This window comes from Erwinia amylovora (assembly GCF_017161565.1).
Lineage (GTDB): Bacteria > Pseudomonadota > Gammaproteobacteria > Enterobacterales > Enterobacteriaceae > Erwinia > Erwinia amylovora.
In genome coordinates this window covers 3,220,312-3,245,469 of sequence record NZ_CP066796.1, presented here as the reverse complement: position 1 = coordinate 3,245,469, position 25,158 = coordinate 3,220,312, and the positions used below count along the sequence as shown (strand labels likewise).

Below are 25,158 nucleotides of genomic sequence, written 5' to 3'. Positions count from 1 at the left end.
CCTCGATGTCACACGATCCTTTTCAGCAACGAGAAGCTGAAAAATACGACAACCCTATTCCGAGCCGCGAATTCATTCTTGCCCATCTGGACAAACGCGAAAAGCCAGCCAGCCGTGAAGAGCTGGCGCAAGAATTAGACATTAGCGGAGAAGAACAAACCGAGGCGCTGCGTCGCCGACTGCGTGCGATGGAACGCGACGGGCAGCTGGTGTTCACCCGCCGCCAGTGTTACGCGCTGCCGGAACGCCTGGATCTGCTAAAAGGTAAGGTGATAGGCCATCGCGACGGCTTTGGTTTCTTACGCATTGAAGGCAGCAAGGACGATCTCTATCTTTCTGCCGAGCAGATGAAAATGTGCATGCACGGGGATGTGATCCTCGCACAGGCAATGGGTGCCGACCGCAAAGGCCGCCGCGAAGCGCGTGTGGTTCGCGTGCTGGAGCCGCGTAAGAGCCAGATCGTGGGTCGCTACTTTACCGATGCCGGCGTGGGCTTTGTGGTGCCGGACGACAGCCGTCTGAGCTTCGATATACTGATCCCCGCCGAAGAGCTAATGGGCGCGCGTATGGGCTTTGTGGTGGTGGTTGAACTGACCCAGCGCCCGACCCGCCGCACCAAAGCCGTAGGCAAAATTGTGGAAGTCCTTGGCGATAACATGGGCACCAGCATGGCCGTCGATATGGCGCTGCGCACGCATGATATTCCGCATGTCTGGCCGGAAACGCTGGAAAAACAGATTGCTCATCTGAGTGAAGAAGTGCCGGAAGAGGCCAAGCGTGGCCGCGTTGATTTGCGCGATCTGCCGCTGGTGACCATTGACGGTGAAGATGCGCGTGACTTCGATGACGCGGTGTTTTGCGAACGCAAACGCGGCGGCGGCTGGCGTTTGTGGGTGGCCATTGCTGACGTCAGCTACTACGTGCGTCCCGGCACGCCGCTGGACGATGAAGCGGTCAACCGTGGGACCTCGGTCTATTTCCCGTCGCAGGTGGTGCCGATGTTGCCGGAAGTGCTGTCCAACGGCCTGTGTTCACTGAACCCGGAGGTTGACCGTCTGTGCATGGTGTGTGAGATGACCATCTCTTCCACCGGCAAGCTAACCGGCTATAAGCATTACGAAGCGGTGATGAACTCCTTTGCCCGCCTGACCTACAACAAAGTGTGGAACATTCTGCAAGGGAACCAGGAGCTGCGTCAGCATTATGAGCCGCTGGTGAAAGACCTGGAAGAGCTGCACCGCATGTATCTGGCGCTGGAAAAATCCCGCGAGCAGCGCGGCGGCATCTCGTTTGAAACCGAGGAAGCGAAGTTTATCTTCAATGCCGACCGACGCATTGAACGCGTTGAGCAGGTGGTGCGCAACGATGCGCATAAGCTGATTGAAGAGTGCATGATCCTCGCTAACATCGCTTCGGCGCGCTTCGTTGAGAAGAATAACGAACCGGCGCTGTTCCGCGATCACGACCGCCCGGGGGAAGAAAATGTCAAGAGCTTCCGCTCGGTATTGAACGAGCTGGGGCTGACGCTACCCGGCGGTGACAAGCCGCAGCCGCTGGATTATGCCGAGTTGCTGAAGCAGATCGTCGGTCGCCCGGACCACGAAATGTTGCAAACCATGCTGCTGCGCTCGATGAAGCAGGCGGTCTACGATCCGGAAAACCGGGGTCACTTTGGCCTGGCGCTGGCGTCCTACGCGCACTTTACCTCACCAATTCGCCGCTATCCTGACCTGTTACTGCACCGGGCGATCAAGTATTTGCTGGCGAAAGAGGCGGGTACATTACAGGGCAATACCACGCCAAATGGCGGCTTCCACTATGAAATGCCGCAGATGTTGCAGTTTGGCCAGCACTGTTCAATGACCGAGCGCCGCGCCGATGAAGCAACGCGTGACGTAGCCGACTGGCTGAAATGTGACTTTATGCAGGATCAGGTCGGGGAAACCTTTAGCGGCGTGATCTCCAGCGTGACCGGCTTCGGTTTCTTCGTGCGCCTGACCGATCTGTTTATCGACGGGCTGGTACACGTTTCGACGCTGGATAACGATTACTACCGCTTTGATGCCGTCGGTCAGCGACTGATTGGTGAGTCCGGCGGTCGTACCTATCGCCTGGGCGATACGGTGGAAGTCCGCGTGGATGCCGTGCATATGGATGAGCGTAAAATCGACTTCGCGCTGATCTCCAGCAGCCGTAAACCGCGTGGCGAGGGCAAAACCGAACGCGAGCGTGAAAAAGCCAAAAATAGCGGCAGCCGTCGTCGTGCACCGCGTAAGGGGGCAAACTTTGAGCCGGATAGCGCTTTCCGCCCGGCGAAATCTGCTGACGGCGACCCGGCTGCGGCAAAAACGAAAAAGTCGCGTAAACCGTCGGACAAAAGTCGCAAAATTGCGTCTGCTGCGCGAGCCAAACGTGCGAAGAAAGGCGACGACGCATAACGCAACGCGGTAAACCATCAACACCGGGCGATCGGCCTAAGGATCGCCGCTATCAATGACCTTTGAGTATGTGAAACATGAGTGAAATTGTTTTTGGTATCCACGCCGTACAGGCGCTACTTGACAGCTGCCCACAGCGTTTCCAGGAAGTCTTTATCCTGAAAGGCCGTGATGACCGGCGTCTGCAGACGTTGGTGAAAGCACTGGAGGCGCAGGGCATCGTCATTCAGGTGGCGAATAAGCAGATGCTGGATAACACATCGGAGGGAGCGGTGCACCAGGGCATTATTGCGCGCGTCAAGCCCGGGCGTCAGTATCAGGAGGGCGATCTGCCGGATCTGCTGGCCAGCCTGGAAAACCCGTTTTTGCTGATCCTTGACGGCGTCACCGACCCGCACAACCTCGGGGCCTGTATGCGCAGCGCCGATGCCGCCGGCGTTCACGCGGTGATTGTGCCGAAAGACCGTTCCGCAGCGCTGAATGCCACGGCGAAAAAAGTGGCCAGCGGCGCGGCAGAGCATATCCCACTGATCCGCGTGACCAATCTGGCACGTACCATGCGCGTGTTGCAGGAAGCGAATGTCTGGATTGTCGGCACCGCCGGTGAGGCCGATCACACCCTGCATCAAAGCAGAATGACCGGGCCGATGGCATTGGTGATGGGCGCCGAAGGGGAAGGAATGCGCCGTCTGACGCGTGAACATTGTGACGAGCTAATCAGTATTCCGATGGCGGGGAGCGTCTCTTCGCTTAATGTCTCGGTGGCAACCGGGGTTTGTCTGTTCGAAGCGGTGCGCCAGCGCAGCGTGAAATAAATATATCGGGGCGCGTTCTGCGCCCCGGTAGTTGACTTGCCCGTCACGTTATTTATCTGGCTGGTTCAGTTCGCGCGGGTGGCCGCTCCTGCCGGACCATATAAGATCGCTGAACCATACCAGATGCCGCCCCTCCTTTTTTCAGAGAGCGCCAGGATCTGATAGTAGGGAGCTCCGGCAGCGTTGGCCCTGGCCGCCAGCGCCCGCCCTGCATCGTCGGGAGAGCCTTCAATCGTCACGTTCACAATGCCGAGGCGCGACAAGCCAGTGCTCTGTGCACGGCCAATTTCCTGTGCCTGAGCCGTTGGCGCAGGTAAAGGTTGTGGCGAGTGATAGAGTGAATGGCAACTGCTAAGCAGAAGCGTTATGAGTACAGCGGCTATCTTACGCATCATCATTACCTCAAAGGAATGATAGCTCTTAGTATAGGTCATTTTATGACCTGACGCGGAAGACCTTTACCCGTTCATTGAGGTAACGCCCCTTGCTGTTCAGCTCTTGCGCCGTCATTTCGGAGTCGGCAACGCGCTGGCTGTTTTGTTGCGAAGCCTGACCGATTTGTGCCATTGCCTGATTCACTTGACCGATACCACTGGACTGCTCCTGTGAGGCGATGTTGATATCACCCATCAACGTTTTCACCTGTTCAATGCGGGCGGTGATATTATCCATCGCCTGTCGCGTCTGACCCGACAGCTGTTGCCCCTGTACCACTTTATCCAGCGAATCGGCGATCAGCCGATCGATCTCTTTGGCCGCTTGCGCGCTGCGCTGCGATAAGGCTCTCACTTCGGCTGCGACGACGGCGAAGCCTCTTCCCTGTTCCCCGGCGCGGGCCGCTTCAACCGCCGCGTTCAGTGCGAGGATATTAGTCTGGAAAGCAATGGATTCAATCACTTGCGTAATATCTGCAATGCTCTGCGCAGCAGAGTTGATCTCCGACATCGTGGCGGCTGAACGACCGACGGTTTCACCGCCCTGGCTGACGGCTTCAGCGGCTTCACCGACCAGCTTCAGGGCTTGCATCACATTGTGCGCATTTTGTTCCACCGTGGCACCCAGCTGCTCCATGCTGGCACAGGTTTCCTCCACGCTGCTGGCCTGGCGGGAAATCTGCTTACTGATCTCACTGCTGCTGCTGACGATCGCATCTGTACCGCTGGAGATTTCATCGGCGGCGCTACGCACCTGGGCGACCACCTGCTGCAGACCGTCGCCTATTCCGTTAATCGCCACAATCAGCTGCCCGACCTCGTCCTGGCGCCGGGTTTTCAGCGTGGCCAGCAGGTTGCCAGCCGCATACTGCTGCGCGAGGTTAATCACCCTGTGCAGCGGGTGGCTCAGCCAGCGTTGGATCGCCCAGATGAACAGCCCGGCGAACACCACCACCAGCGCGGCACCGATCAGCAGAAACAGATTGCGCGTATGCTTTACCGGGGCCAGCAGGTTGTTCTTGTGAACCTCGCCAACCACCACCCAATTCCACTCGGGCAGATAACGCCAGGTGAGCATTTTTGCTTCACTCGTGTCATCAACACATTCAAGCGTCCCCTGAGGCTGACTGAGTATCTGCTGCTGCGCCGCCAGCGGCAGGTCCGGCAGCTGACCTTCCTGGCCAGGATGAAGCAGATACTGACCGCGATGGGGGCCAGCAGTGCTATTAAGCACGTAGAAAGAACCACTGTCGCCGAGATGTTTTGCCAGCACTTTTTCACGGATCGCGTGATATTGTTTGCTGATATCCATGCCGATAAACTGAATCGCGATAATGCGGCCTGACTTATCGCGCAACGGCTGGTACTGGGTGATATAGCGTTTGCCAAACAGCAGGGCCACGCCCTGGAAAACCTCGCCCTTGTGTAGCGGTTGCCATGCCGGACTATTGTGATCCAGCCGGGTAGCAAGTGCGCGCTCGCCATTCTCTTTACGCAATGAGGTGGAAATACGCACAAACTCATCGCCGCTGCGTACGAAAATTGTGGCAATCGCACCGGTGCGCTGCTGGAAATCATCGACCAGCGCCTGATCGAGATTCAGCTGACGCACGCCGGCGCGCAGCATCGGTGTGGAAAGTGAGCCAACCTGAATGTTCCGGGACTCATCCAGCGAAAAAGGTCCAGGCAGGTAGCTCCGGAACAGCTGGCTGTAGTTGCTCACTTCCTCACGCAGGCTGGTGTTAAGCATACTGGCCATATCGCCAATACCGTCCACCTGATTTTGCATATCTGCCATGGCCAGGGCGCGAACCTGCTGTGCAGCATTGTAACTCAGGGTTAGCGTTAAAATTAACAGCAGCACCGCCACGCTGAACGAAGTCAGTACTGAAAGTTGCACGCCCAAGCTCCTTGTTTTAAGAAAGAAGCGCTTCATTGTTATGCCTTATATCATTTGAGTGAAAACGCGAATTATACGGAAGAAAAATATAATATTCTCTTTAAAATTAAAGGCTTATTCTTAATGCATATTCCTGGGGGGGATTCCTGGTTGCGTTTGCTCCGTGCGTCAAAACCCCCAACCGGCCCGCTCCTGCTGCGGGATTAGCTAAATATCAACAGGAGATATCATGATTGAGCTGAATACCGAACGTTTCGCAGAAATCGAATGTTTACATGCTTTTCCGGCCGGTAAACGGTATCAGGCGTTACCCACCGTGCTGTTCTATCATGGCTACAGTTCGTCGAAAGAGGTGTACGCCTACTTTGCCGTGGCGCTGGCGCAGGCGGGTTATCGCGCCGTACTGCCGGATGCCGATATGCACGGTGCGCGGTATGACGGTGATGACGAGCGGCGGCTAACGCGCTTCTGGGAGATTTTGCGCACCAATATTGATGAGCTGCCACAGATTGAACGGGCGCTGCGCCAGCATCAGCTGGTAGAGGGGGCACGTCTGGCGGTGGCGGGCGCCTCCATGGGCGGAATGACTGCCCTGGGGGCATTAGCGCGCTACCCACAGCTGCACAGCTGTGCGTGCCTGATGGGTTCCGGTTATTACCGCCAGCTGGCGTCAACGTTGTTCCCGCCGCGGGCGGCAGATCGTGCTGAACAGGAAAAACAGCTGGCGGAGTATGACGTGAGTCACCAGCTGGCGCGCTTTGCCAACCGCCCCCTGCTGGTTTGGCACGGTGATGCCGACGAAGTGGTGCCGGTCGCCGAAAGCGTGCGTTTAGAGCAGGCCTTGCGACACAGCGGCCTGGATCGCAATCTGACATATTTGATCGAAAAAGGTGTGGGTCACCGTATTACCCCTCCGGCGCTGGCGGCACTGAAGGCTTTTTTTGCCCATCATCTGCCATTATCTGCTGGCGATGGAAAAGCCACCTGATAGCCTTGGGGGGATGCACAGGTGCCAGGGGGCTCCTTTATCCGCCTGCTGAATTTTTTTCAGGGGCGATCTTTACCTTGTGTTTCCGCCGTCTCGCCAGTATGATTACGCGTCAATTTTTCAGCCGTACACAAACAACGTTCCTTGCTTCCATGGGCCACGGCTGACCCTGACAGGAGGCTGAATAATCCGTAAGGAGCAAATTCGATGCGTCATTACGAAATCGTATTTATGGTTCATCCTGACCAAAGCGAACAGGTTCCTGGCATGATCGAGCGCTATTCTGCCACCATTACTGGTGCAGAAGGTACGATCCACCGCCTGGAAGACTGGGGCCGTCGTCAGCTGGCTTACCCGATCAATAAACTGCACAAAGCTCACTACGTTCTGCTGAACGTGGAAGCTCCACAGGAAGCGATCGATGAGCTGGAAACTAACTTCCGCTTCAACGACGCCGTTATCCGCAGCATGGTTATGCGCGTTAAGCACGCGGTAACTGAAGCATCTCCGATGGTTAAAGCGAAAGACGAGCGCCGTGAGCGTCGTGAAGATTTTGCTAACGAAACCTCTGATGATGCAGATGCTGGGGATTCTGAAGAGTAATTTCCGTGACGGCTAATCGGCTGACGCTGTCTGGCACCGTGTGCAAGGCACCGATGCGAAAAGTCAGCCCGTCAGGAATTCCACACTGCCAGTTGGTGCTTGAGCATCGTTCACTGCAGGTGGAAGCCGGTTTTAACCGGCAGGCCTGGTGCCGGATGCCGGTGATCATCAGCGGCAAAGCCCATCAGGCCATTACTCAAAGTATAACGGTCGGCACGCAGCTTACGGTTCAGGGGTTTATTTGTAGCCATCAAGGGCGCAATGGCCTGAACAAAATCGTACTGCATGCCGAGCAGATTGAATTGATAGATTCTGGAGACTAGCCAAATGGCACGTTATTTCCGTCGTCGCAAGTTCTGCCGTTTCACCGCGGAAGGCGTTCAAGAGATCGATTATAAAGATATCGCAACGCTGAAAAATTACATCACCGAAAGTGGTAAGATCGTACCGAGCCGTATCACCGGTACTCGCGCTAAATACCAGCGTCAGCTGGCTCGTGCTATCAAGCGCGCGCGTTACCTGTCCCTGCTGCCGTACACCGATCGTCATCAGTAACGGCAACTGTCCATCAACGACTTTAAGAGGATAAGGTAATGCAAGTTATTCTGCTTGATAAAGTAGCAAACCTGGGCAGCCTGGGCGATCAGGTCAACGTTAAAGCGGGCTACGCCCGTAACTTCCTGGTTCCACAGGGCAAAGCTGTTCCTGCAACCAAGAAAAACGTTGAATTCTTCGAAACACGTCGCGCAGAACTGGAAGCCAAAGTGGCTGACGTTCTCGCAGCAGCTAATGCGCGTGCAGAGAAAATCAATGCACTGGGCACCGTTACCCTTGCGTCTAAATCAGGCGACGAAGGTAAACTGTTCGGTTCCATCGGTACCCGCGACATCGCTGATGCAGTAACTGCAGCTGGCGTTGAAGTGGCGAAAAGCGAAGTTCGTCTGCCAAATGGCGTTCTGCGTACTACCGGTGAGCACGAAGTGGACTTCCAGGTTCACAGCGAAGTCTTCGCTAAACTGATTGTAAATATCGTTGCTGAAGCTTAATCGCTAAAGCCCGATACAAAACGCCGACCTCAGGGTCGGCGTTTTTGTTTCTACTGAGCCTGAATAAAGGTGCCATCCGGCTGGCGGCTAAACAAAATACTGCCGTTAGCCTTATCCAGCGTCAGGCCGGTCACCACACCCTGCGCATTTTGACGAATTTTCACCGTCTGACCGCTGTGCAAGGTACTGAGAGGTTTATCATTACCCTCTACCTGAGCCATGGCAAACACATCATTCACCGGCAGATTGTTATCGCGAAATAGCTGTGCCAGCGTCTGGCCCGAAGCAACGGTGTAATTTCGCCACTGGCCTTCTGCATCAGGCTGGGGGGCGAGAGGGGAAGGTGAAACGTCAGTGAGCTGCGCCTGTACCGGGGGTTCAGTGGCGACGGAGCCGCTTTGCAGCGGCGTGACGGGTCGCACGCTGCGCTGCTCAGGGGGGGACGGCCACAAAAACGCCAGCAGCATCAACAGCGCAGCGGCAATAATGCCACGGCGATGCGGAGCGGGCAGGGGATCCATCCAGCTTATCTGTTCTGGCAGATGCCACAGGCGGCTGGGCCATGATAATAAATGTGAACCGGGCGAAACTTGTGGCATGACGGCCTCCTCCTGACGCGAAAATCGCGCAAACGGTGAGCTTTGCGCAAGCCATTTTTTGGTATGGCTGGCAACAAGCGGCGGGCTTCTCCCTGGCCTGCGGGCTATTGGGCCCATTTTTACCTCTGATACTTTGTAGCTTAGCAGACGAACGGTGGCCTGATGGTATCAGTAGCCGTCCGCTCGCCGTTCTGCGGCTGGAAAACGGGAAAGGTATTGTTTCCGTTTCGCTGTGAAAAGTCACCAGGGGAATATGGGATTTTACGCCCGTTGTCTGCGCTGTTATGCTTCGCTCTCGGTTTTATCAATGATGAAAGGAAAATCCATGACTACCCCTTCTTTTGACAGCGTGGAAGCGCAAGCAAGTTACGGTATCGGTTTACAGGTCGGTCAGCAGCTGCAGGAATCTGGCCTGCAGGGTTTGCAGCCTGAAGCTCTACTGGCAGGTCTGCGCGATGCGCTGGAAGGGAATGCCCCGGCGGTGCCTGTAGATGTCGTTCACCGCGCCTTGCGTGAAGTGCACGAACGCGCCGAAGACGTTCGCCAGGAGCGTCAAAAGGCTCTGGCAGCGGAAGGTCAGAAGTTTCTGGAAGAGAATGCGCAGCGCGAAGGCGTCAGCAGCACTGAGACCGGGCTGCAGTTCAGCGTACTGACTCAGGGAGAAGGTGCAATCCCATCCCGCCAGGATCGTGTACGCGTTCACTACACCGGTAAACTGATCGACGGCAGCGTGTTTGACAGCTCCGTACAGCGTGGCGAACCGGCTGAATTTCCGGTCAGCGGTGTGATCCCTGGCTGGATTGAAGCATTGACCCTGATGCCGGTCGGATCCAAGTGGCAGCTGGTGATCCCTCACAACCTCGCTTATGGCGAACGCGGTGCCGGTGCCTCTATCCCGCCTTTCAGCACCCTGGTGTTTGAAGTCGAACTGTTAGAAATTCTGTAAATCGGCTGGCATTCCGGCCGGCGTATAGCGCCGGAATGCCCTGCTGCTATAGCTACAGTTTTAGCTGATAAATCGCAAAACCGATCCGATCTGTTCCCTTATATTCCAATGGATAGCGCGCATGGTTGCGTATAAACTCTGCCGCTTTCTCTCCCGGCGCGGTTTCAAAACGGATATCCAGCGGGATGCTGCTGTTGATGGGGGCCAGACGCCAGTTGTTATCCGCCTGAGCGTTGACCTCTCCCTTGGCCCGGGTCTGTGCGCCAATATAGCCAGCGAGTATCGACCGGTTCTCGTCCGGCGAGGCAAACGCGATCTGTTTCTCGCCCGTTCCGGCAAACTGACCGCCCCAGGCACGATAGTTATTGGTTGCAATCAGGAAGGTGGCGGCCGGATCGACAGGCTTACCTTGCCAGGTCAGATCGCGAATGCGTGAGGCCTTGCTGTTAATCAGCTGGCATTCTCCGTTGTAGCGTGCCGGCTGCGTCACATCAATCTGATAATTCACCCCGTCAATCACATCAAAGTTGTAGGTACGGAAATCCCAGTTGATAAGCGATTGCGGTTTGCGACTATGAATATCAATCTGATTAAACTGCCCGGCAGAACACTCCAGCCACTGTTTAACCTGCTCGCCGCTGGCTTTGACCACCACCAGCGTGTTGGGGTACAGGTAGAGATCGGCGGCATTACGCAAGGTAAGCTGTCCCTTATCCACTTCAACATAGCTGGCCGGATCGTTCTTACGCCCGCCGGCCTTGAAAGGCGCTGCGGCTGCCAGTACCGGTAGCTGCGCCAGATCGGGATCGCCCTGAATAAAGTGTTCAACGTAGGCACGTTGGGCATTGTTGACGATTTGCACCGTCGGGTCGTCCTGCACCAGCGACAGATAGCTGGCCATCGTCTCTGCCGACTTGCCAATGGGCTGGCTGACAAATTGGCGGGTGGCAGCATGATCTTCGCTCAAAACCGCAACCAGCGCGGGATCTTCCGCCGCCAGCGGCTGCTTCGCCACCTTATCGTACACCGGACGAGCTTCCGCGCGTGCGCTGCTCACCTGCCAGCGTCCCGCGTCATTGTTCAGTACCAGATCAACCACGCCGAGGTGATCGCCCCACATGCCGGGCATCACCGCGGGAATGCCGTTCAGCGTACCCTGGGCAATATCTGCTCCTTTAAGGGCAGAGAAATCGCTGCCCGGGAAAACGGCGTGAGCGTGGCCAAACAGTATCGCGTCGATGCCGGCCACCTGGCTAAGGTAGTAAACGGAGTTTTCTGCCAGCGCCTGCCACGGTTCGCTGGAGATGCCGGAGTGCGGGATAGCAACAACAATATCGGCTCCCTGCTGGCGAATCTGCGGCACCCATTTTTTAGCCGTTACGGTGATATCCTCCACCGTGACTTTGCCGCTCAGATTAGCCCGGTCCCAGGTCATAATCTGTGGGGGAGCAAAGCCAATATAGCCGACCTTCAGCGTGTGGGTTTTGCCCTCGCGATCGCGTACCGTCACGGGTTTAATCAGCCAGGGTGTAAACAGCGGCTTGCCACTTTTCACCTCGATGATATTGGCATTGATATAGGGGAAGCGCGCGCCGCGTATCGCCTTTTGCAGATAATCAAGACCGTAATTAAATTCGTGGTTACCAAGGTTACCCACGCTGTAGTCCAGGGTGTTCATCGCTTTATAAACCGGATGAATATCCTCCTCGTGCAGCCCTTTCGCCGCCATATAATCACCCAGCGGGCTGCCCTGGATCACATCACCATTATCAATCAGCACGCTGTTACTGACCTGCTGCCGTGCCGCTTTGATCAGTGAGGCGGTGCGCACCAGGCCATACTTATCGGTGGGCCTGTCTTTGTAATAGTCAAAGTCCATCATATTGCTATGCAGATCGGTGGTTTCCAGTATGCGGAAGTCAACGGTGGCCGCGTACAGCGCGTGGCTGGCCAGCAGTGCGCCCAGCGTAAGGCAGGATTTGAACATGTATTCTCCCTTAAACGTTCTTTAATAAACTTTTGTAACCATCGCAGAGTATGGTGAAACGATGTCAGATGGTCACCGATAAATGTGACACAGCACGAATAATTCCGTCATAACGCGTGCTTAAACCGGAAGTTATCCCGCTAACTTAATGATTATTCGAAAAATAGCAGTATACCGTGCTCCGTTACCACAGGTGCGTTATGCTGATGAAAACACCAGAATATTAAGGAGGTGCATCATGTTAGAAAAAATTTGCCAACTGGCGCGTGAAGCAGGTGATGCCATCATGCAAGTGTATGACGGGCAGGCTCCGCTGGATGTGGCGCAGAAGTCCGATGACTCGCCGGTGACAGCCGCAGACATGGCGGCGCACAGGGTGATCGTCGCCGGATTACAGGCGTTAACGCCCACCATCCCGGTGCTGTCAGAAGAAGCGCCACAGAGCTGGGAAGAACGCCAGCACTGGCAGGAATACTGGCTGGTGGATCCGCTTGACGGCACGAAAGAGTTTATCAAACGTAACGGGGAGTTTACGGTCAATATTGCGCTGATCAAAGCGGGAAAGGCGGTGCTGGGCGTGGTCTATGCGCCGGTACTGGCGGTGATGTATTGCGCTGCAGAAGGCAAAGCCTGGAAGGAAGAGGGCGGCCATAAAATAAGGATCCAGGTGCAGGATGCGCGGCCGCCGCTGGTGGTAGTCAGCCGTTCGCATGCAGACAGCGAACTGGAAGATTACCTCAAGCACCTGGGCGATCACCAAACCACCGCGATTGGCTCATCGCTGAAGTTCTGCCTGGTGGCAGAGGGAAAAGCTCAGCTTTATCCGCGTTTCGGACCGACTAATATCTGGGATACGGGGGCAGGCCACGCGGTGGCGTTGGCGGCGGGTGCGCACGTTAATGACTGGCAGGGTAAACCCCTTGACTATGCGCCGCGCGAGTCATTCCTTAATCCGGGGTTCCGCGTTTCCCTCTTTTGACCTGGCAAGCTGGCATTAAGGCGGGCGAAAAAAAGGTTCGCCCGCCGGGCGAATAACACATATCGGCTTAGCTACGCTTCTGTAACCGGCCCGAACTGACCTTGCCAGGCGGTCAGCATGCCACTACATCTGGCGCATGAGTTCAATTGAGCCGTTCCCACTCTGTTGCCAGGATATGCCTGAACGTTCAACTTCCTTATTTGTCATGCCAGTCTGCGCAAGCGCTGGCCCGGGGTCAGGTGGTCGGTCGGTTGGTCATGCTAATGAAATAATCGGCGTGCAAGATGCCGCCAGACGCACTGCCTTAACAGGATTGCTGCATGACGCACAAAACCCTGTTTGTTGACTGTTTATACTGTTTCATGACGGTCATGTGACAGAGTATTCTGTAATGATGTGTAAACACGGTAAAAAAACTCAATTTTAAGAACATTGGAAACCAACCATGTTCTATAGTCACTGTACTTTGCGTTTCATCAACTCGCGCCGCATTTGGCAGCGAAGAGACGTAGTTAATTTTCAGGAGTAGTAAGATAATGAAGATCTTCCAGCGATATAATCCATTACAGGTCGCTAAGTACGTTAAGACACTGTTTCGGGGAAGGTTCTACATCAAGGATGTTGGTGCGTTTGAATTCGATAAGGGCAAAATTCTGATCCCACGCGTTAAAGATAAACAACATTATAGCGTGATGTCAGAAGTGAACCGACAGGTTCTGCGCTTGCAGACCGAGTTTGACTAGCAGCAAAAAAGGCGCATACGCGCCTGTTTATCGATTGCCGCCGCTGATTACGCTGTCTCTTCCGCATCTTTAGGGAGGACTGCAGCCAGCGGACGCGCATCGATACGCGTTACCAGCAGCTGGTCAATGCGATAGCTGTCAATGTCCACCACCTCAAATTTGTAGCCGTGCAGCTTAACGAAGTCGGTACGTTTCGGAATTTTGCGCAGCATAAACATCATAAAGCCGCCAATGGTCTCGTAGTTACCCGACTGCGGGAACTCGTCGATATGTAAAACACGCATCACATCTTCGATTGGCGTGCCGCCTTCGACCAGCCATGAGTTCTCATCACGCGCGACAATCTGCTCTTCCAACCCCTGGCCGACCAGGTCGCCCATTAGCGTGGTCATCACATCGTTGAGCGTGATAATACCGACCACCAGCGCGTACTCATTCATGATGACGGCAAAATCTTCGCCGGCGGTTTTAAAGCTCTCCAGGGCTTCGGACAATGTCAGGGTATCGGGCACGATAAGCGCCGAGCGGATCTGCACGCCGCTGTTAAGCGCCATACTCTGGTTGCCCAACACACGCAGCAGCAGCTCTTTTGAGTCTACGTAGCCAACGATATGGTCAATGTCTTGATTGCAGACGAGAAACTTTGAGTGTGGATGGCGCGCAATCTTCTCTTTAAGACTGGTTTCATCTTCGTGCAGGTCAAACCACACCACGTTTTCGCGTGAGGTCATTGAGGAGGGCACAGTACGCGATTCCAGCTCAAATACGTTTTCAATCAGTTCGTGCTCCTGCTTACGCAGCACGCCGGCCAGCGCGCCGGCTTCCACCACGGCATAAATATCGTCTGAGGTGATATCGTCTTTGCGCACCAGCGGGATTTTAAACAGACGGAAAATGATATTGGCCCCGCCGTTAAAGAACCACACCAGCGGTCGGAAGATAAACAGGCAGAAACGCATCGGGTTGATGATTTTCAGCGCCACGGTTTCCGGAGCAATCATACCCAGGCGCTTGGGAAACAGGTCGGCGAACAGGATAAACAGGCTGGTGACCAGAGTGAACGAACAGATAAAGCTGATTCGTTCGGCCATTTCAGCATCGAAAAAGCGTTCAAACAGCGCTTTGAAAGCGGGTGAGAACGCCGCATCGCCGACGATACCGCCGAGGATCGCTACCGCATTCAGGCCAATTTGCACTACGGTAAAGAACATGCCGGGGGTTTCCTGCATTTTCAGTACGCGTTGGGCGTTGATATTGCCTTCATCGGCCAGCAGCTTAAGTTTGATTTTGCGCGCTGCCGCCAGTGAAATTTCTGACAGCGAGAAAAATGAGCTGACCGCAATCAGCAGTACGATGACAAGGAAACTGTCTAACATAAAACATCCATATGGTGGCTTGGCTCCGGGGCAATCAGGATAGCGATCGCGTTGTCAGAGCGCGCCGGGTTAATCACTTGTCATTTTTGGCCTGGGCAGCGCGCAGGATTCGAATTCTGCGTATGTCACATCAGGAAGTTCAGCGATTCAGGGGCTATCCGTGCCAAAAATGTCTGCGGTTCGGCGTAAGGCCGGAGCAGAAGGGTAATGAGGCCGCGGTGCGGACCGTGCAGAGATTATAACTGCGGCGACGAGCGCTTACAATTGCGGCAGTGAACAGAGCGCTATTCTGCTGCTATTTGCAGGTTAAACGCGCTAAGACTGGTAAGAGGCTGATAGCGCGTTAAACTACCTCATACCCTTTATACTTCCCGCGGCAGCTGCCTTACCGCACTCGGGTTATTTGGGTTTATCTCGTTCGGTTGCAATCCGGTGTTGTAACCTGTCGTGACTTTGCACACAATGCCAACAAAATTTTGTGATGTTCCGCGCCAGCTGAACAGGTTAAGCGAGCCTGCTGGTGAAAAACCTGTACGGTGAACGGTTTAAGATATTGTTATCAGGTTAAGCCTTCAGGATTAAGGGCTGGCAATAATAAATGGGAGTCCGCGTGCCACGAATCCATGTGTATTGCATGTCTTGTCTGCTGATCGCCGCCCCTGTTGTGCAGGCGGCGAATGTCCGCTTGCAGGTGACAGGATTGTCCGGCCAGCTGGAAAAAAATGTCAGGGCGCGTTTATCCACCATCACCAGTGATGAAGTAAGCGCCGATGGCCGCTTTCGTTCGCGTGTCAGCGAGGCGGTGAAAGAAGGGTTGAAAGCGCTGGGTTATTACGAACCGCAGATTGATTTTGAGCTGCAGCCACCACCCGCAGGCGGCAAGCGCCCGCTGCTGGTGGCGAAAGTCTTACCGGGGCAGCCGATTAAACTGGCCGGGGAAACGGTGATACTGCGTGGCGGCGCACGTACCGATGAGGATTACCGCCGGCTGGTTAATGACGCAAAACCCCAACCCGGCAGCGTACTTAATCACAACGACTACGACAAATTTAAAAGCTCGCTAAGCAATATGGCGCTGCGTAAAGGCTATTTCGACGCAGACTATCGCAAAAGCCAGCTTGGCGTGTCCGTCGAGCGGCACGAGGCATTCTGGGACATCGACTACGACAGCGGTCAACGCTATCGTTTTGGCGACGTCAGCTTCTCTGGTTCACAAATCCGCAATGACTATTTGCAAAACCTGGTGCCATTTAAAAAGGGCGATGATTACAACTCGCGTGACCTGGCGGAGCTGAACCGACGCCTGTCTGCGACCGGCTGGTTTAATTCGGTGGTAGTGGTGCCAGAATTTGACCAAGGGCGCGCCAGCAAGGTGCTGCCGCTGCACGGCGTTGTCTCGCCGCGCACCGAGAACACCATTGAAACCGGCGTCGGTTACTCGACGGACGTCGGCCCGCGCGTCAAAGCAACGTGGAAAAAGCCGTGGGTCAATGACCGTGGGCACAGTTTCAGCACCAGTGCGAACCTCTCCGCGCCGGAACAGCAGCTTGACTTTAGCTACAAGATCCCGCTGCTTAAAAGCCCGCTGGAGCAGTATTACCTGTTACAGGGCGGCCTAAAAAGGACCGATCTCAACGACACCAAAGCGGACTCCTCCACCCTGGCCGCATCGCGTTACTGGGACAGCTCCAGCGGCTGGCAGCGTGCGATTAATCTGCGCTGGAGCCTGGATCACTTTACGCAAGGCAACGTCACCAACACTACCATGCTGATTTACCCGGGGGTCAGTATTAACCGTACCCGTTCGCGCGGTGGGCTGATGCCGACCTGGGGCGACTCACAGCGCTATTCTGTTGATGTTTCTGATACCGCCTGGGGATCGGATATCGACTTTGCGGTTATCCAGGCGCAGAACGTGTGGATCCGTACCCTGGCTGAAAAGCACCGTTTTGTGGCGCGCGCGAATCTCGGCTGGATTGAAACCAATAATTTCGAAAAAGTGCCGCCGGACTTGCGCTTTTTTGCCGGTGGCGACCGCAGCATTCGCGGCTACAAGTACAAAGGTATCTCACCGCGTGATGAGGATGGCAAGCTGACCGGTGCCTCGAAACTGGCGACCGGCTCGCTGGAATACCAGTACAACGTGACGGGTAAATGGTGGAGCGCGGTGTTCATTGATTCAGGTGAGGCGGTCAACGATATCAAGCAGAGCAACGTGAAGACAGGTGCCGGTGTTGGCGTGCGCTGGCAGTCGCCAATCGGGCCTGTCAAACTCGATATTGCCCGAGCGATTGGCGATGAGGATAAGCGTGATATTCAGTTCTATATTGGTTTGGGGCCTGAATTATGAAAGGGTGGAAAAAGGGCCTGATTGGCATTCTTATCTTTATCGTCCTGTTGGTCGGCGGCATTGCCTGTTTACTCTGCACCACTACCGGCCTGCATCTGGTATTGAACTCGGCGGCACGCTGGGTACCGGGGCTGGATATTCAGCAGGTGGATGGCGGCTGGCGTAATCTGACCCTGAAAGGCGTGAGCTATAAAATGCCCGGTGTGACCGTCGATGCGGGCGAGTTTCATCTTGCTCTGCGCCCCGGCTGTCTGAAACAGAGCGCGTTGTGCATTAACGATCTGGCGTTTAAAGACGTAAACGTGGTGGTAGACAGCAAACAGATGCCGCCCGCTGCAAAACAGCCGGTGGAAGAAGAAAGCAGCACAGGCGAAATCAGCACGCCTTATCCGCTGACGCTAAGCAGGCTGGCGCTGCACAACATCAATGTGAAGATCGACAATACCGCTATTTCACTGGCAGACTTCACCAGCGGACTGCACTGGCAGGAACGGGCGATGACGCTCACCCCGACCCATATTCAGGGACTGCTGATAGCGTTGCCTGGGGCGGCACAGGTGGCGAAAGAGCAGGTCGCACCGCCTGAAACTGAACAACCGGCGGCGCAAGATGCTGCGCTGGGCGAAACGCTCAAGGCACTGTTTGCCAAACCGCTTCTGCCCGATCTGCCGGAATTTGTCCTGCCACTTGATGTCAACGTGCAGCAGATCCTTGGCGAAAAGCTGCGTATCAGCGGGGATAGCAATATCGCCATCAACCGGCTGCTATTAAGGGCCAAAACCGAGCGAAACCGGCTACAGCTGCAAGCGCTTGACGTTGACTCGCCCCAGGGGCAGCTGAATGCACAGGGCGAGGCAACCCTTAGCGGTAGCTGGCCGCTGAACTTTACGCTCAATAGTGCGCTTAACGTTGAGCCGCTTAAAGGCGAGAAGATCAAAATGACTCTGGGCGGCGGCTTGCGCGACACAACGAAGCTGGCGCTTAATCTGTCTGGCCCGCTGCGGGCGCAGCTGGATGCCGACAGCCAGCTGGCCGTAGCGGGCTTGCCGCTTAATATGCGCTTACAAAGCCCGCAGCTGCGCTGGCCGCTGGACGGTGCGGCACAGTTCCAGGCAAGCAATGTCAATTTTAGCTTCAACGGTCAAGCTACGGACTATGTGATGTCGCTAAAAGCGGCCTTGCAGGGGGAAGGGTTACCGCCCGCCACGCTGACGCTGGATGGCAAAGGCAATGTTGCACAGTTCTCCCTCGACAAGCTGCGACTGGCGGCACTGCAGGGCAATACTGACCTGACGGCGCTGATTGACTGGAGCAAGGCGATAAGCTGGCGCAGTGAACTGACCCTGTCCGGGATCAATACGGCGAAACAGTACCCGGACTGGCCGGCGAAGCTGGAGGGGAAAATCACCACCCGTGGCAGCCTGTACGGCGGCAGCTGGCAGATGCGCGTGCCGGAGCTGAAGCTGAAAGGCAACGTGCGCAATAACGCCGTTAGCGCCGACGGCTCCTTATCCGGCAACAGTTACAATCAGTGGGATATTCCCGGTATTAAGCTGGTACTGGGGCGCAATAACCTTAATCTGAAAGGGGCGCTGGGCGATAAGCTGAACCTCGATGCCGATATTGATGCCAGGCATCTGGATAATGCGTTGCCAGGCCTGGGCGGCGCGGCGCAAGGCACCCTCCGCGCGCGTGGCGACCTGAAAACGCCGCAGCTGCTGGCGGATTTAACCGCCAGCGGGTTACGCTGGCAGGCAATGCGTATTGGCCATATCAAACTGGATGGCGATATCCGCTCTGGCGAACAGATTCAGGGTAAGGTTAAGCTGCGGGTGGAACAGCTGAAGCAGGATACGCTGGCGGTCAGTCTGCTGCAGCTTGATGCCAGCGGCACGGAAAAACAGCACCAGCTGAAACTCAATGTGCAGGGTGAACCGGTTGCCGGGCAGCTGGCGCTTAACGGCAATTTTGACCGTGCCGCCGGGCGCTGGCAGGGCACGCTGAACCAGACCCGCTTCGCTACCCCGCTAGGGGATTGGCGCTTAACCCGTGCCATTGCGCTCGATTATCTTAACGCGAAACAGACGGTGAGCATCGGGCCACACTGCTGGCAGAATCCGAACGCCGAGCTGTGTGTGCCACAGACGATTGAAGCCGGGCCGTCCGGTCATGCCCGCGTGGTGCTTAGCCGCTTTGATCTGGCGATGATCAAACCGTTTATGCCTGAAACCACCCAGCTGGCCGGGGTATTTAATGGTGATGCGGATGTCAGCTGGACCGCCGACGGCGGCCTGCCTACCGGGCGCGTAGCCTTGAAGGGGCGCGGGGTTAAGGTCGAGCAGGACGTGCAGGGCAATACCCTGCCAATAGCTTTTGATACGCTGAACCTTAACGCGGCGCTAAAAAATGGCCGTGCGCAGCTCGACTGGCTGATCCGTATTGCCAATAACGGGCAACTTGACGGTAACGTGCAGATTGCCGATCCGCAAGGGCGACGCACGCTGTCCGGAAATGTCAATATCACCAACCTGTCGCTGGCGATGCTCAATCCGGCCCTGATGCAGGGCGAGAAAATGGTCGGAATGCTGAATACGCGTTTGCGTCTTGGCGGCAACCTGCAAAAGCCTCAGGTATTTGGTGAGCTGGGGCTGCGCAACGTCGATGTCGACGGTAGCTTTATGCCGGTCGACCTCACCGCTGCTAACCTGACTATGGCCTTCAACGGCATGAGTTCGACGCTGGAGGGGCTGGTTCAGACCTCGCAAGGGCAGATTTCGCTTAACGGTAATGCTGACTGGAGCCAGCTGAATGCCTGGCGTGCGCGTATTGCCGCGAAAGGGGAGAAGATACGCGTCACCGTGCCGCCAATGGTTCGCATGGACGTCTCGCCGGATCTGGTGTTTGAAGCCACTCCGCAGCTGTTTAACCTTGACGGTCGTGTCGATATTCCCTGGGCGCGCATTACGGTACAGGAAGTCCCTGGTAGTGCGGTCGGGGTTTCTTCCGATGAAGTGCTGCTGGATGAACACCTGAAGCCGATAACACAGAAATCAGCCTCGATCCCCATCAATAGCAATCTGACTATTCATGTCGGGGACGATGTGCGCCTCAGCGCCTTTGGCCTGAAAGCCAAACTCAATGGCGATCTGAAGATGGTACAGGACAAGCGGGGTGTGGGACTGAACGGACAGATCAATATCCCGTCCGGGCGCTTCCACGCCTACGGGCAGGACCTGATCGTGCGTAAAGGTGAGCTGCAATTCTCTGGGCCGGTGGACCAACCGTATCTGAATATTGAAGCGATCCGCAACCCGGAAGCCACCGAAGACGATGTCACCGCCGGGGTACGCGTTACCGGGCTGGCGGATGAACCCAAAGTGGAGATTTTCTCCGACCCAGCCAAATCACAGCAGGAAGCTTTATCCTACCTGCTGCGCGGCCAGGGGTTGGGCGCTTCCGGCAGCGACAGCGACGCATTGACCTCTGCACTGGTCGGATTGGGGCTTGCACAAAGTGGGCAGGTTGTGGGTAAAATCGGCGAGACCTTTGGTGTCAGTAATCTGGCGCTGGATACCACCGGGGTTGGCGACAGCCAGAAGGTGCAGGTCAGCGGCTATGTACTGCCAGGTCTACAGGTTAAATACGGTGTTGGCATCTTTGATTCACTGGCAACGTTAACGCTGCGTTATCGCCTGATGCCCAAGCTCTATTTGGAAGCGGTGTCTGGGGTCGATCAGGCACTGGATTTGCTTTATCAGTTTGAGTTTTAGTCATGCGAATAATTGTCTACGGCAGCCTGCGGCGTAAGCAGGGTAACAGTCACTGGATGACCAACGCGCAGTGGCTGGGCGATCACCCGATCGACGGCTACGCGCTATACAATCTGGGGCATTACCCTGGGGTGGTGACGGGGGATGGACGGGTTTATTGTGAAGTCTATCGCATTGATGCCGCCACCCTGGGTGAGCTGGATGCGCTCAGAACCAAAGGCGGTGAGTATCGGCGCGAGCTGGTCTCTACCCCTTACGGCAGCGCCTGGCTGTATGTCTATCAGCGGTCAGTGCTGGGGAAAAAACGTATCGAAAGCGGGGACTGGCTGCAAAAAGATGCAGCCGCTCAGTAACGATTAAAAAACACCGCCTGCATGCAGGCGGTGTTTTTTTTTGCACGGCGACCTTAAAAACGCTCGTCCTGACGCGGGTACCCATACCGCCAGCGTCAGGGCAGCGCATTATTTTTTTGCCGCGCGCTCGAAAGAAGAGACGATTTCAGCTTTTGCCGCAGCAACGCCTTCCCAGCCGTCAACTTTAACCCACTTGCCCTTTTCCAGCGCTTTGTACTGCTCGAAGAAGTGGCTAATCTGGCCACGCAGCAGTTCCGGCAAGTCGTTGACATCCTGGATGTGCTCATACTCTTTGCTCAGTTTGCTGTGCGGAACCGCAACCACTTTCGCATCTTCGCCAGACTCATCGGTCATTTTCAGCACGCCAACCGGGCGGCAGCGTATCACAGAACCCGGCTGCAGCGGATAAGGCGTAGGCACCAGTACGTCAACCGGGTCACCATCCAGAGAGAGGGTGTTATTGATATAACCGTAGTTGCACGGGTAGAACATCGCGGTGGCCATAAAGCGGTCTACGAACAGAGCGCCAGACTCTTTATCGACTTCATATTTGATTGGGGCAGCGTTAGCCGGGATCTCAATAACGACATAAATGTCATCCGGCAGGTCTTTGCCAGCAGGTACGTGGTTCAGGCTCATGGTAAATTCCTTCAATCATCCTAGGTTAAGTGCCCGATATTATAGCCATCTCATCGGCAAAGTACCCTCCTTTTTCAGGCTTTAGGAATGCTCCGTGGCAGCAACGGCGCGCCAGCGGGTACCAACTTACCTCAAATATAATGTTAAGTATTTTTAATCATTTTTATTGACTGCGCTAGTTATCTCTCGGCGATTGCTGGTGGGAAATGGGTGCTGGTGCGCCAAACCAGTCACTTCCTGAAGTGATGGCCTGATGACGAATTGATGTATGTCTCTCACCAATTAATGAAATCATCATTTTCGGTAAAGTTACCAGGGATTACTGCCGATAACTTGGTCGATTTAAATTGCGAGAATTTATTGGCTTAACACTACCGGGAAAATCATCATGCTAAAAAGAATCTCAATACGTTCGGGTTTACTGGCGCTACTTGGCCTGATGACGCTGCTGCTAATTGTAGTCAGCGTGATGGGCATTATCGCCATACAAAAGGGTAATCGCTCGCTGGACGCCGTCAATCGTATTCAGGGTATTGAGTTAAATGCGCTTTATATCAGTAATGGCAACCTGCTGCGCGCCCGTGCTGTAGCCTCGCTGGCAATGCGTCAGCTGGAAAATGGCAAGCCCGATACAGCAGCTAAAACGGCCGAACGTGCCCTCAGTTATGTCGCTATTTCAGAAAACGAGCTGAAAAAATTCATCGCAGCCGGAACCGTAACCGAACATGGCCGGATTCTGGCTGAGGCAGTTGCCCTAAACTACCGCGAGTATCTTGCTAACGGCATCAACCCGCTGATGGCGGCGGTGCAAAAGCAGAATTCAGGTGATTATTACGCGATACTGGAGGGCAATCTTTCATCACTGTCGGGTAAATATAGCGACGCGGTGGACAACTTTGGTCGCTATGCGAACGTGGTGACCGCATCGCGGCTGGACCAGGCAGCGTATAATCAATCAATGATGACCATTTTGATTCTGGTGAGCGGCGCGCTGACGCTGTTGCTGGTGGCAGCGGCATGGATGATCTTGCGCGAATTGTTACTGAAACCACTGGATGCTGCGATCCAACATCTGGAGCACATTGCCGCGGGTGATCTGACCCGGCAGGTAGCGGAAAGCAGTAAAAACGAAATTGGCCGCCTGAATGCGGCACTTGGCATGATGCAGCACTCGCTACAGCATTCGGTCAGTAAGGTGCGTGATGCCAGTATACAGATTGATATTGGTAGCCGTGAACTGTCATCGGGCAACCTCAATCTTTCGCAACGCACTGAAGAGTCCGCGGCATCGCTGGAGCAAACGGCAGCAAGTATGGAACAGCTGACGGCCACGGTGAAGCAGAACGCAGATAATGCCCAGCAGGCGCATTCACTGGCGAAATCCGTTTCAGATACCGCTGAACGTGGTGCGGAAGTAGTCAATTATGTGATGGAAAAAATGTCTGAAATATCAAGCAGCTCCAAGCGTGTTGGCGACATTCTTGGCGTGATCGACGGTATTGCTTTCCAGACCAACATTCTGGCGTTAAATGCTTCCGTCGAAGCGGCGCGTGCCGGGGAGCAGGGGCGCGGTTTCGCCGTGGTAGCCAGCGAAGTGCGTAACCTTGCCCAACGCAGTGCGACTGCGGCGAAAGAGATCCGCACGTTGATTGCCGAGTCGCAAACCCGCGTCAGCGAAGGTTCCGATATGGCGACCAAAGCGGGTGAAACCATGGACGAAATCTCAAGTGAGGTGATGCGCGTGACAACGCTGATGAAAGAGATTTCCAGCGCATCGCAGGAACAAAGTCACGGTATTGAGCAGGTGAATGTCGCCGTCACACAAATGGATGAAGTGGCACAGCACAACGCCGCGTTGGTCGAAGAGGCCGCCGCAGCTACGCAGTCGCTGGAAGAGCAGTCCCGGCAGCTGATGCAAACCATGGCGGCATTTAAGGTTACACAGCTTGCCTGATAGCACCTGATTTCGGGGCAGACCTTTGGGGCTGCCCCTTTTTTTCAGGAAGATTCTTTTTTTAACGTTAAGCTCCGTGCAGATATCTGGCGTTTATTTATCCGGATACTCACGCAGGAAACGTTCGGTATCATTCACCATATGGTCGTTGCCGACGAAGAACGGTGAACGCTGGTGCAGGGTTTCCGGCACCAGGTCGAGAATGCGGTTTTTACCGTCAGAAGCTTTGCCACCGGCCTGTTCAGCGAGGAAAGCCATTGGGTTGCACTCATACAGCAGGCGCAGCTTGCCTTTCGGATGGCTGGCGGTGCTCGGATAAAGATAGATGCCGCCCTTCAGCAGATTACGGTGGAAGTCGGCTACCAGCGAGCCAATATAGCGTGAGGTATAGGGACGGCTGGAGGCTTTATCTTCTTCCTGACAGAATTTAAGGTATTTTTTCACCCCCTGTGGGAAGCGAATGTAGTTACCTTCATTAATGGAATAGGTGTAACCGGTTTTCGGGAAGGTCATACGCTCCGCGCTCAGGCAGAACACCCCCAGCGAAGGGTCATAGGTAAAGGCATGTACGCCGCAGCCTGTGGTATATACCAGCATGGTGGACGAACCATAAACTACGTAACCTGCTGCGACCTGCTGACTGCCGGGCTGCAGGAAATCTTCTTCAGTCACTGGCGTACCCGCCGGGGTGATACGGCGGTAAATCGAAAAAATGGTGCCGACTGAGACGTTAACGTCGATATTAGAAGAGCCGTCGAGGGGGTCCATCAGCACTACGTATTTGCCGTTTTCCACACCTTCGAAAATAACGATTTCATCTTCTTCTTCTGACGCAATACCAGCCACAAAGCCGCGAGCTTTCAGGGCAGCCTTTAGCTTTTCATTGGCGTAAAGATCAAGTTTCATCTGCTGCTCGCCCTGAATATTTTCAGCGCCGCTGGCGCCAAGAATATCTACCAGACCAGCCTTATTTATATCCCGGTGAATAATTTTTGCGCCCAGTTTGATCGCGGAGATCAACGCGGTCAGTTCACCGGTGGCGTGCGGAAAGTCGTGTTGCTTTTCGACGATAAATTCGCCTAACGTTTTCATAACACAATTCCTGAATCTGCGGTTGAGTAGCAGCTTGATTCACAAACTGCCAGTGTATGCATATGCGATTGCAGTTTAGCCGATTGAATAGTAAAGAACATAGGGAGAATCCGTTTCTTCCGCACGATGGGGACGGTACACTAGAG

21 protein-coding genes are annotated in these 25,158 nt (G+C 55.1%); 14 read left to right on the top strand and 7 right to left on the bottom strand.

Annotation, left to right across the window (positions count from 1 at the left end; all coding sequences use genetic code 11):
* Positions 1-5: 5 nt before the first annotated feature.
* Entirely contained in the window at positions 6-2,438 is a 2,433-nt protein-coding gene (gene rnr, locus JGC47_RS14870; RefSeq protein WP_004160121.1) for a ribonuclease R, read from the top strand.
* Between the two features lie 77 nt (positions 2,439-2,515).
* Entirely contained in the window at positions 2,516-3,253 is a 738-nt protein-coding gene (gene rlmB, locus JGC47_RS14865; RefSeq protein WP_004160115.1) for a 23S rRNA (guanosine(2251)-2'-O)-methyltransferase RlmB, read from the top strand.
* Positions 3,254-3,318: 65 nt separating this feature from the next.
* Here the strand turns inward: rlmB and bsmA are convergent, their stop codons facing one another.
* Together bsmA and JGC47_RS14855 are read right to left on the bottom strand one after the other, a co-directional pair.
* Positions 3,319-3,645 (bottom strand): biofilm peroxide resistance protein BsmA, encoded by a 327-nt coding sequence (gene bsmA, locus JGC47_RS14860; RefSeq protein WP_459178092.1) that lies wholly within the window; start codon positions 3,643-3,645, stop codon positions 3,319-3,321.
* A gap of 43 nt (positions 3,646-3,688) precedes the next feature.
* A complete protein-coding gene (locus JGC47_RS14855; protein ID WP_004164814.1) occupies positions 3,689-5,623 on the bottom strand; it encodes a methyl-accepting chemotaxis protein in 1,935 nt (644 codons plus the stop codon).
* A 193-nt stretch (positions 5,624-5,816) separates the two neighbouring features.
* Here JGC47_RS14855 and yjfP point away from each other — a divergent pair, with 193 nt between their 5' ends.
* The 5 genes from yjfP (at position 5,817) to rplI (ending at position 8,224) form a co-directional block, all read left to right on the top strand.
* A complete protein-coding gene (gene yjfP / locus JGC47_RS14850; RefSeq protein ID WP_004160105.1) occupies positions 5,817-6,575 on the top strand; it encodes an esterase in 759 nt (252 codons plus the stop codon).
* 207 nt (positions 6,576-6,782) lie between these two features.
* A complete protein-coding gene (gene rpsF, locus JGC47_RS14845) occupies positions 6,783-7,178 on the top strand; it encodes a 30S ribosomal protein S6 (protein ID WP_004160104.1) in 396 nt (131 codons plus the stop codon).
* Positions 7,179-7,183: 5 nt separating this feature from the next.
* On the top strand, positions 7,184-7,501 hold the full coding sequence (gene priB, locus JGC47_RS14840; RefSeq protein WP_004160103.1) for a primosomal replication protein N: 318 nt from the start codon (positions 7,184-7,186) through the stop codon (positions 7,499-7,501).
* A gap of 4 nt (positions 7,502-7,505) precedes the next feature.
* Positions 7,506-7,733: a 30S ribosomal protein S18 gene (gene rpsR / locus JGC47_RS14835; RefSeq protein WP_000135199.1), complete on the top strand. Its 228-nt coding sequence runs from the start codon at positions 7,506-7,508 to the stop codon at positions 7,731-7,733.
* Positions 7,734-7,771: 38 nt separating this feature from the next.
* Positions 7,772-8,224 carry a 50S ribosomal protein L9 gene (gene rplI / locus JGC47_RS14830; protein ID WP_004160101.1) on the top strand — a complete coding sequence of 151 codons (453 nt, stop codon included), beginning with the start codon at positions 7,772-7,774 and terminating at the stop codon, positions 8,222-8,224.
* Between the two features lie 50 nt (positions 8,225-8,274).
* Here rplI and JGC47_RS14825 read toward each other — a convergent pair whose 3' ends face one another.
* The gene (locus JGC47_RS14825; RefSeq protein ID WP_004160098.1) at positions 8,275-8,823 is read right to left on the bottom strand and encodes a LysM-like peptidoglycan-binding domain-containing protein; all 549 of its coding nucleotides are present in this window, start codon (positions 8,821-8,823) and stop codon (positions 8,275-8,277) included.
* A 325-nt stretch (positions 8,824-9,148) separates the two neighbouring features.
* Between JGC47_RS14825 and bamJ the strand changes: the two genes are divergently transcribed.
* Positions 9,149-9,769 (top strand): BamJ family beta-barrel-assembly machinery protein, encoded by a 621-nt coding sequence (gene bamJ, locus JGC47_RS14820; RefSeq protein WP_004160096.1) that lies wholly within the window; start codon positions 9,149-9,151, stop codon positions 9,767-9,769.
* Positions 9,770-9,821: 52 nt separating this feature from the next.
* On the opposite strand, the gene JGC47_RS14815 is transcribed toward bamJ, so the two are convergent.
* Complete coding sequence (locus tag JGC47_RS14815; RefSeq protein ID WP_004160095.1) at positions 9,822-11,756, bottom strand: bifunctional 2',3'-cyclic-nucleotide 2'-phosphodiesterase/3'-nucleotidase; 1,935 nt, start codon at positions 11,754-11,756, stop codon at positions 9,822-9,824.
* Between the two features lie 238 nt (positions 11,757-11,994).
* Here JGC47_RS14815 and cysQ point away from each other — a divergent pair, with 238 nt between their 5' ends.
* Positions 11,995-12,735, top strand: a complete 741-nt coding sequence (gene cysQ / locus JGC47_RS14810; RefSeq protein WP_004160094.1) for a 3'(2'),5'-bisphosphate nucleotidase CysQ — start codon at positions 11,995-11,997, stop codon at positions 12,733-12,735.
* Between the two features lie 536 nt (positions 12,736-13,271).
* Positions 13,272-13,478, top strand: a complete 207-nt coding sequence (locus JGC47_RS14805) for a DUF1107 domain-containing protein (RefSeq protein WP_004160093.1) — start codon at positions 13,272-13,274, stop codon at positions 13,476-13,478.
* A 47-nt stretch (positions 13,479-13,525) separates the two neighbouring features.
* Here the strand turns inward: JGC47_RS14805 and paeA are convergent, their stop codons facing one another.
* Positions 13,526-14,854, bottom strand: coding sequence for a polyamine export protein PaeA (gene paeA, locus JGC47_RS14800; protein ID WP_004160092.1), 1,329 nt, complete (start codon positions 14,852-14,854; stop codon positions 13,526-13,528).
* A 634-nt stretch (positions 14,855-15,488) separates the two neighbouring features.
* Here paeA and tamA point away from each other — a divergent pair.
* Genes tamA through JGC47_RS14785 form a run of 3 tightly spaced genes read left to right on the top strand, consistent with a single transcriptional unit; the run spans position 15,489 to position 21,327 of the window.
* Positions 15,489-17,204: an autotransporter assembly complex protein TamA gene (tamA, locus tag JGC47_RS14795; protein WP_169799808.1), complete on the top strand. Its 1,716-nt coding sequence runs from the start codon at positions 15,489-15,491 to the stop codon at positions 17,202-17,204.
* Positions 17,201-20,974, top strand: coding sequence for an autotransporter assembly complex protein TamB (gene tamB / locus JGC47_RS14790; protein ID WP_004164813.1), 3,774 nt, complete (start codon positions 17,201-17,203; stop codon positions 20,972-20,974). Before tamA ends, tamB begins: the two co-directional genes overlap by 4 nt.
* A 2-nt stretch (positions 20,975-20,976) precedes the next feature.
* On the top strand, positions 20,977-21,327 hold the full coding sequence (locus JGC47_RS14785; RefSeq protein WP_004160089.1) for a gamma-glutamylcyclotransferase family protein: 351 nt from the start codon (positions 20,977-20,979) through the stop codon (positions 21,325-21,327).
* A gap of 108 nt (positions 21,328-21,435) precedes the next feature.
* Here JGC47_RS14785 and ppa read toward each other — a convergent pair whose 3' ends face one another.
* Positions 21,436-21,966, bottom strand: coding sequence for an inorganic diphosphatase (gene ppa / locus JGC47_RS14780; RefSeq protein ID WP_004160088.1), 531 nt, complete (start codon positions 21,964-21,966; stop codon positions 21,436-21,438).
* Positions 21,967-22,354: 388 nt separating this feature from the next.
* Between ppa and JGC47_RS14775 the strand changes: the two genes are divergently transcribed.
* Entirely contained in the window at positions 22,355-23,920 is a 1,566-nt protein-coding gene (locus tag JGC47_RS14775; protein WP_004160087.1) for a methyl-accepting chemotaxis protein, read from the top strand.
* 93 nt (positions 23,921-24,013) lie between these two features.
* Here JGC47_RS14775 and fbp read toward each other — a convergent pair whose 3' ends face one another.
* Complete coding sequence (gene fbp / locus JGC47_RS14770; RefSeq protein WP_004160085.1) at positions 24,014-25,012, bottom strand: class 1 fructose-bisphosphatase; 999 nt, start codon at positions 25,010-25,012, stop codon at positions 24,014-24,016.
* Between the last annotated feature and the right edge of the window lie 146 nt (positions 25,013-25,158).

Excerpts from the sequence above, each read along its gene's own strand:
- rnr (WP_004160121.1), top strand. The coding sequence starts at position 6 with ATGTCACACGATCCTTTTCAGCAACGAGAAGCTGAAAAATACGACAAC.
- rlmB (WP_004160115.1), top strand. The coding sequence starts at position 2,516 with ATGAGTGAAATTGTTTTTGGTATCCACGCCGTACAGGCGCTACTTGAC.
- bsmA (WP_459178092.1), bottom strand. The coding sequence starts at position 3,645 with ATGCGTAAGATAGCCGCTGTACTCATAACGCTTCTGCTTAGCAGTTGC.
- JGC47_RS14855 (WP_004164814.1), bottom strand. The coding sequence starts at position 5,623 with ATGAAGCGCTTCTTTCTTAAAACAAGGAGCTTGGGCGTGCAACTTTCA.
- yjfP (WP_004160105.1), top strand. The coding sequence starts at position 5,817 with ATGATTGAGCTGAATACCGAACGTTTCGCAGAAATCGAATGTTTACAT.
- rpsF (WP_004160104.1), top strand. The coding sequence starts at position 6,783 with ATGCGTCATTACGAAATCGTATTTATGGTTCATCCTGACCAAAGCGAA.
- rpsR (WP_000135199.1), top strand. The coding sequence starts at position 7,506 with ATGGCACGTTATTTCCGTCGTCGCAAGTTCTGCCGTTTCACCGCGGAA.
- rplI (WP_004160101.1), top strand. The coding sequence starts at position 7,772 with ATGCAAGTTATTCTGCTTGATAAAGTAGCAAACCTGGGCAGCCTGGGC.
- JGC47_RS14825 (WP_004160098.1), bottom strand. The coding sequence starts at position 8,823 with ATGCCACAAGTTTCGCCCGGTTCACATTTATTATCATGGCCCAGCCGC.
- bamJ (WP_004160096.1), top strand. The coding sequence starts at position 9,149 with ATGACTACCCCTTCTTTTGACAGCGTGGAAGCGCAAGCAAGTTACGGT.
- JGC47_RS14815 (WP_004160095.1), bottom strand. The coding sequence starts at position 11,756 with ATGTTCAAATCCTGCCTTACGCTGGGCGCACTGCTGGCCAGCCACGCG.
- cysQ (WP_004160094.1), top strand. The coding sequence starts at position 11,995 with ATGTTAGAAAAAATTTGCCAACTGGCGCGTGAAGCAGGTGATGCCATC.
- JGC47_RS14805 (WP_004160093.1), top strand. The coding sequence starts at position 13,272 with ATGAAGATCTTCCAGCGATATAATCCATTACAGGTCGCTAAGTACGTT.
- paeA (WP_004160092.1), bottom strand. The coding sequence starts at position 14,854 with ATGTTAGACAGTTTCCTTGTCATCGTACTGCTGATTGCGGTCAGCTCA.
- tamA (WP_169799808.1), top strand. The coding sequence starts at position 15,489 with ATGTCTTGTCTGCTGATCGCCGCCCCTGTTGTGCAGGCGGCGAATGTC.
- tamB (WP_004164813.1), top strand. The coding sequence starts at position 17,201 with ATGAAAGGGTGGAAAAAGGGCCTGATTGGCATTCTTATCTTTATCGTC.
- JGC47_RS14785 (WP_004160089.1), top strand. The coding sequence starts at position 20,977 with ATGCGAATAATTGTCTACGGCAGCCTGCGGCGTAAGCAGGGTAACAGT.
- ppa (WP_004160088.1), bottom strand. The coding sequence starts at position 21,966 with ATGAGCCTGAACCACGTACCTGCTGGCAAAGACCTGCCGGATGACATT.
- JGC47_RS14775 (WP_004160087.1), top strand. The coding sequence starts at position 22,355 with ATGCTAAAAAGAATCTCAATACGTTCGGGTTTACTGGCGCTACTTGGC.
- fbp (WP_004160085.1), bottom strand. The coding sequence starts at position 25,012 with ATGAAAACGTTAGGCGAATTTATCGTCGAAAAGCAACACGACTTTCCG.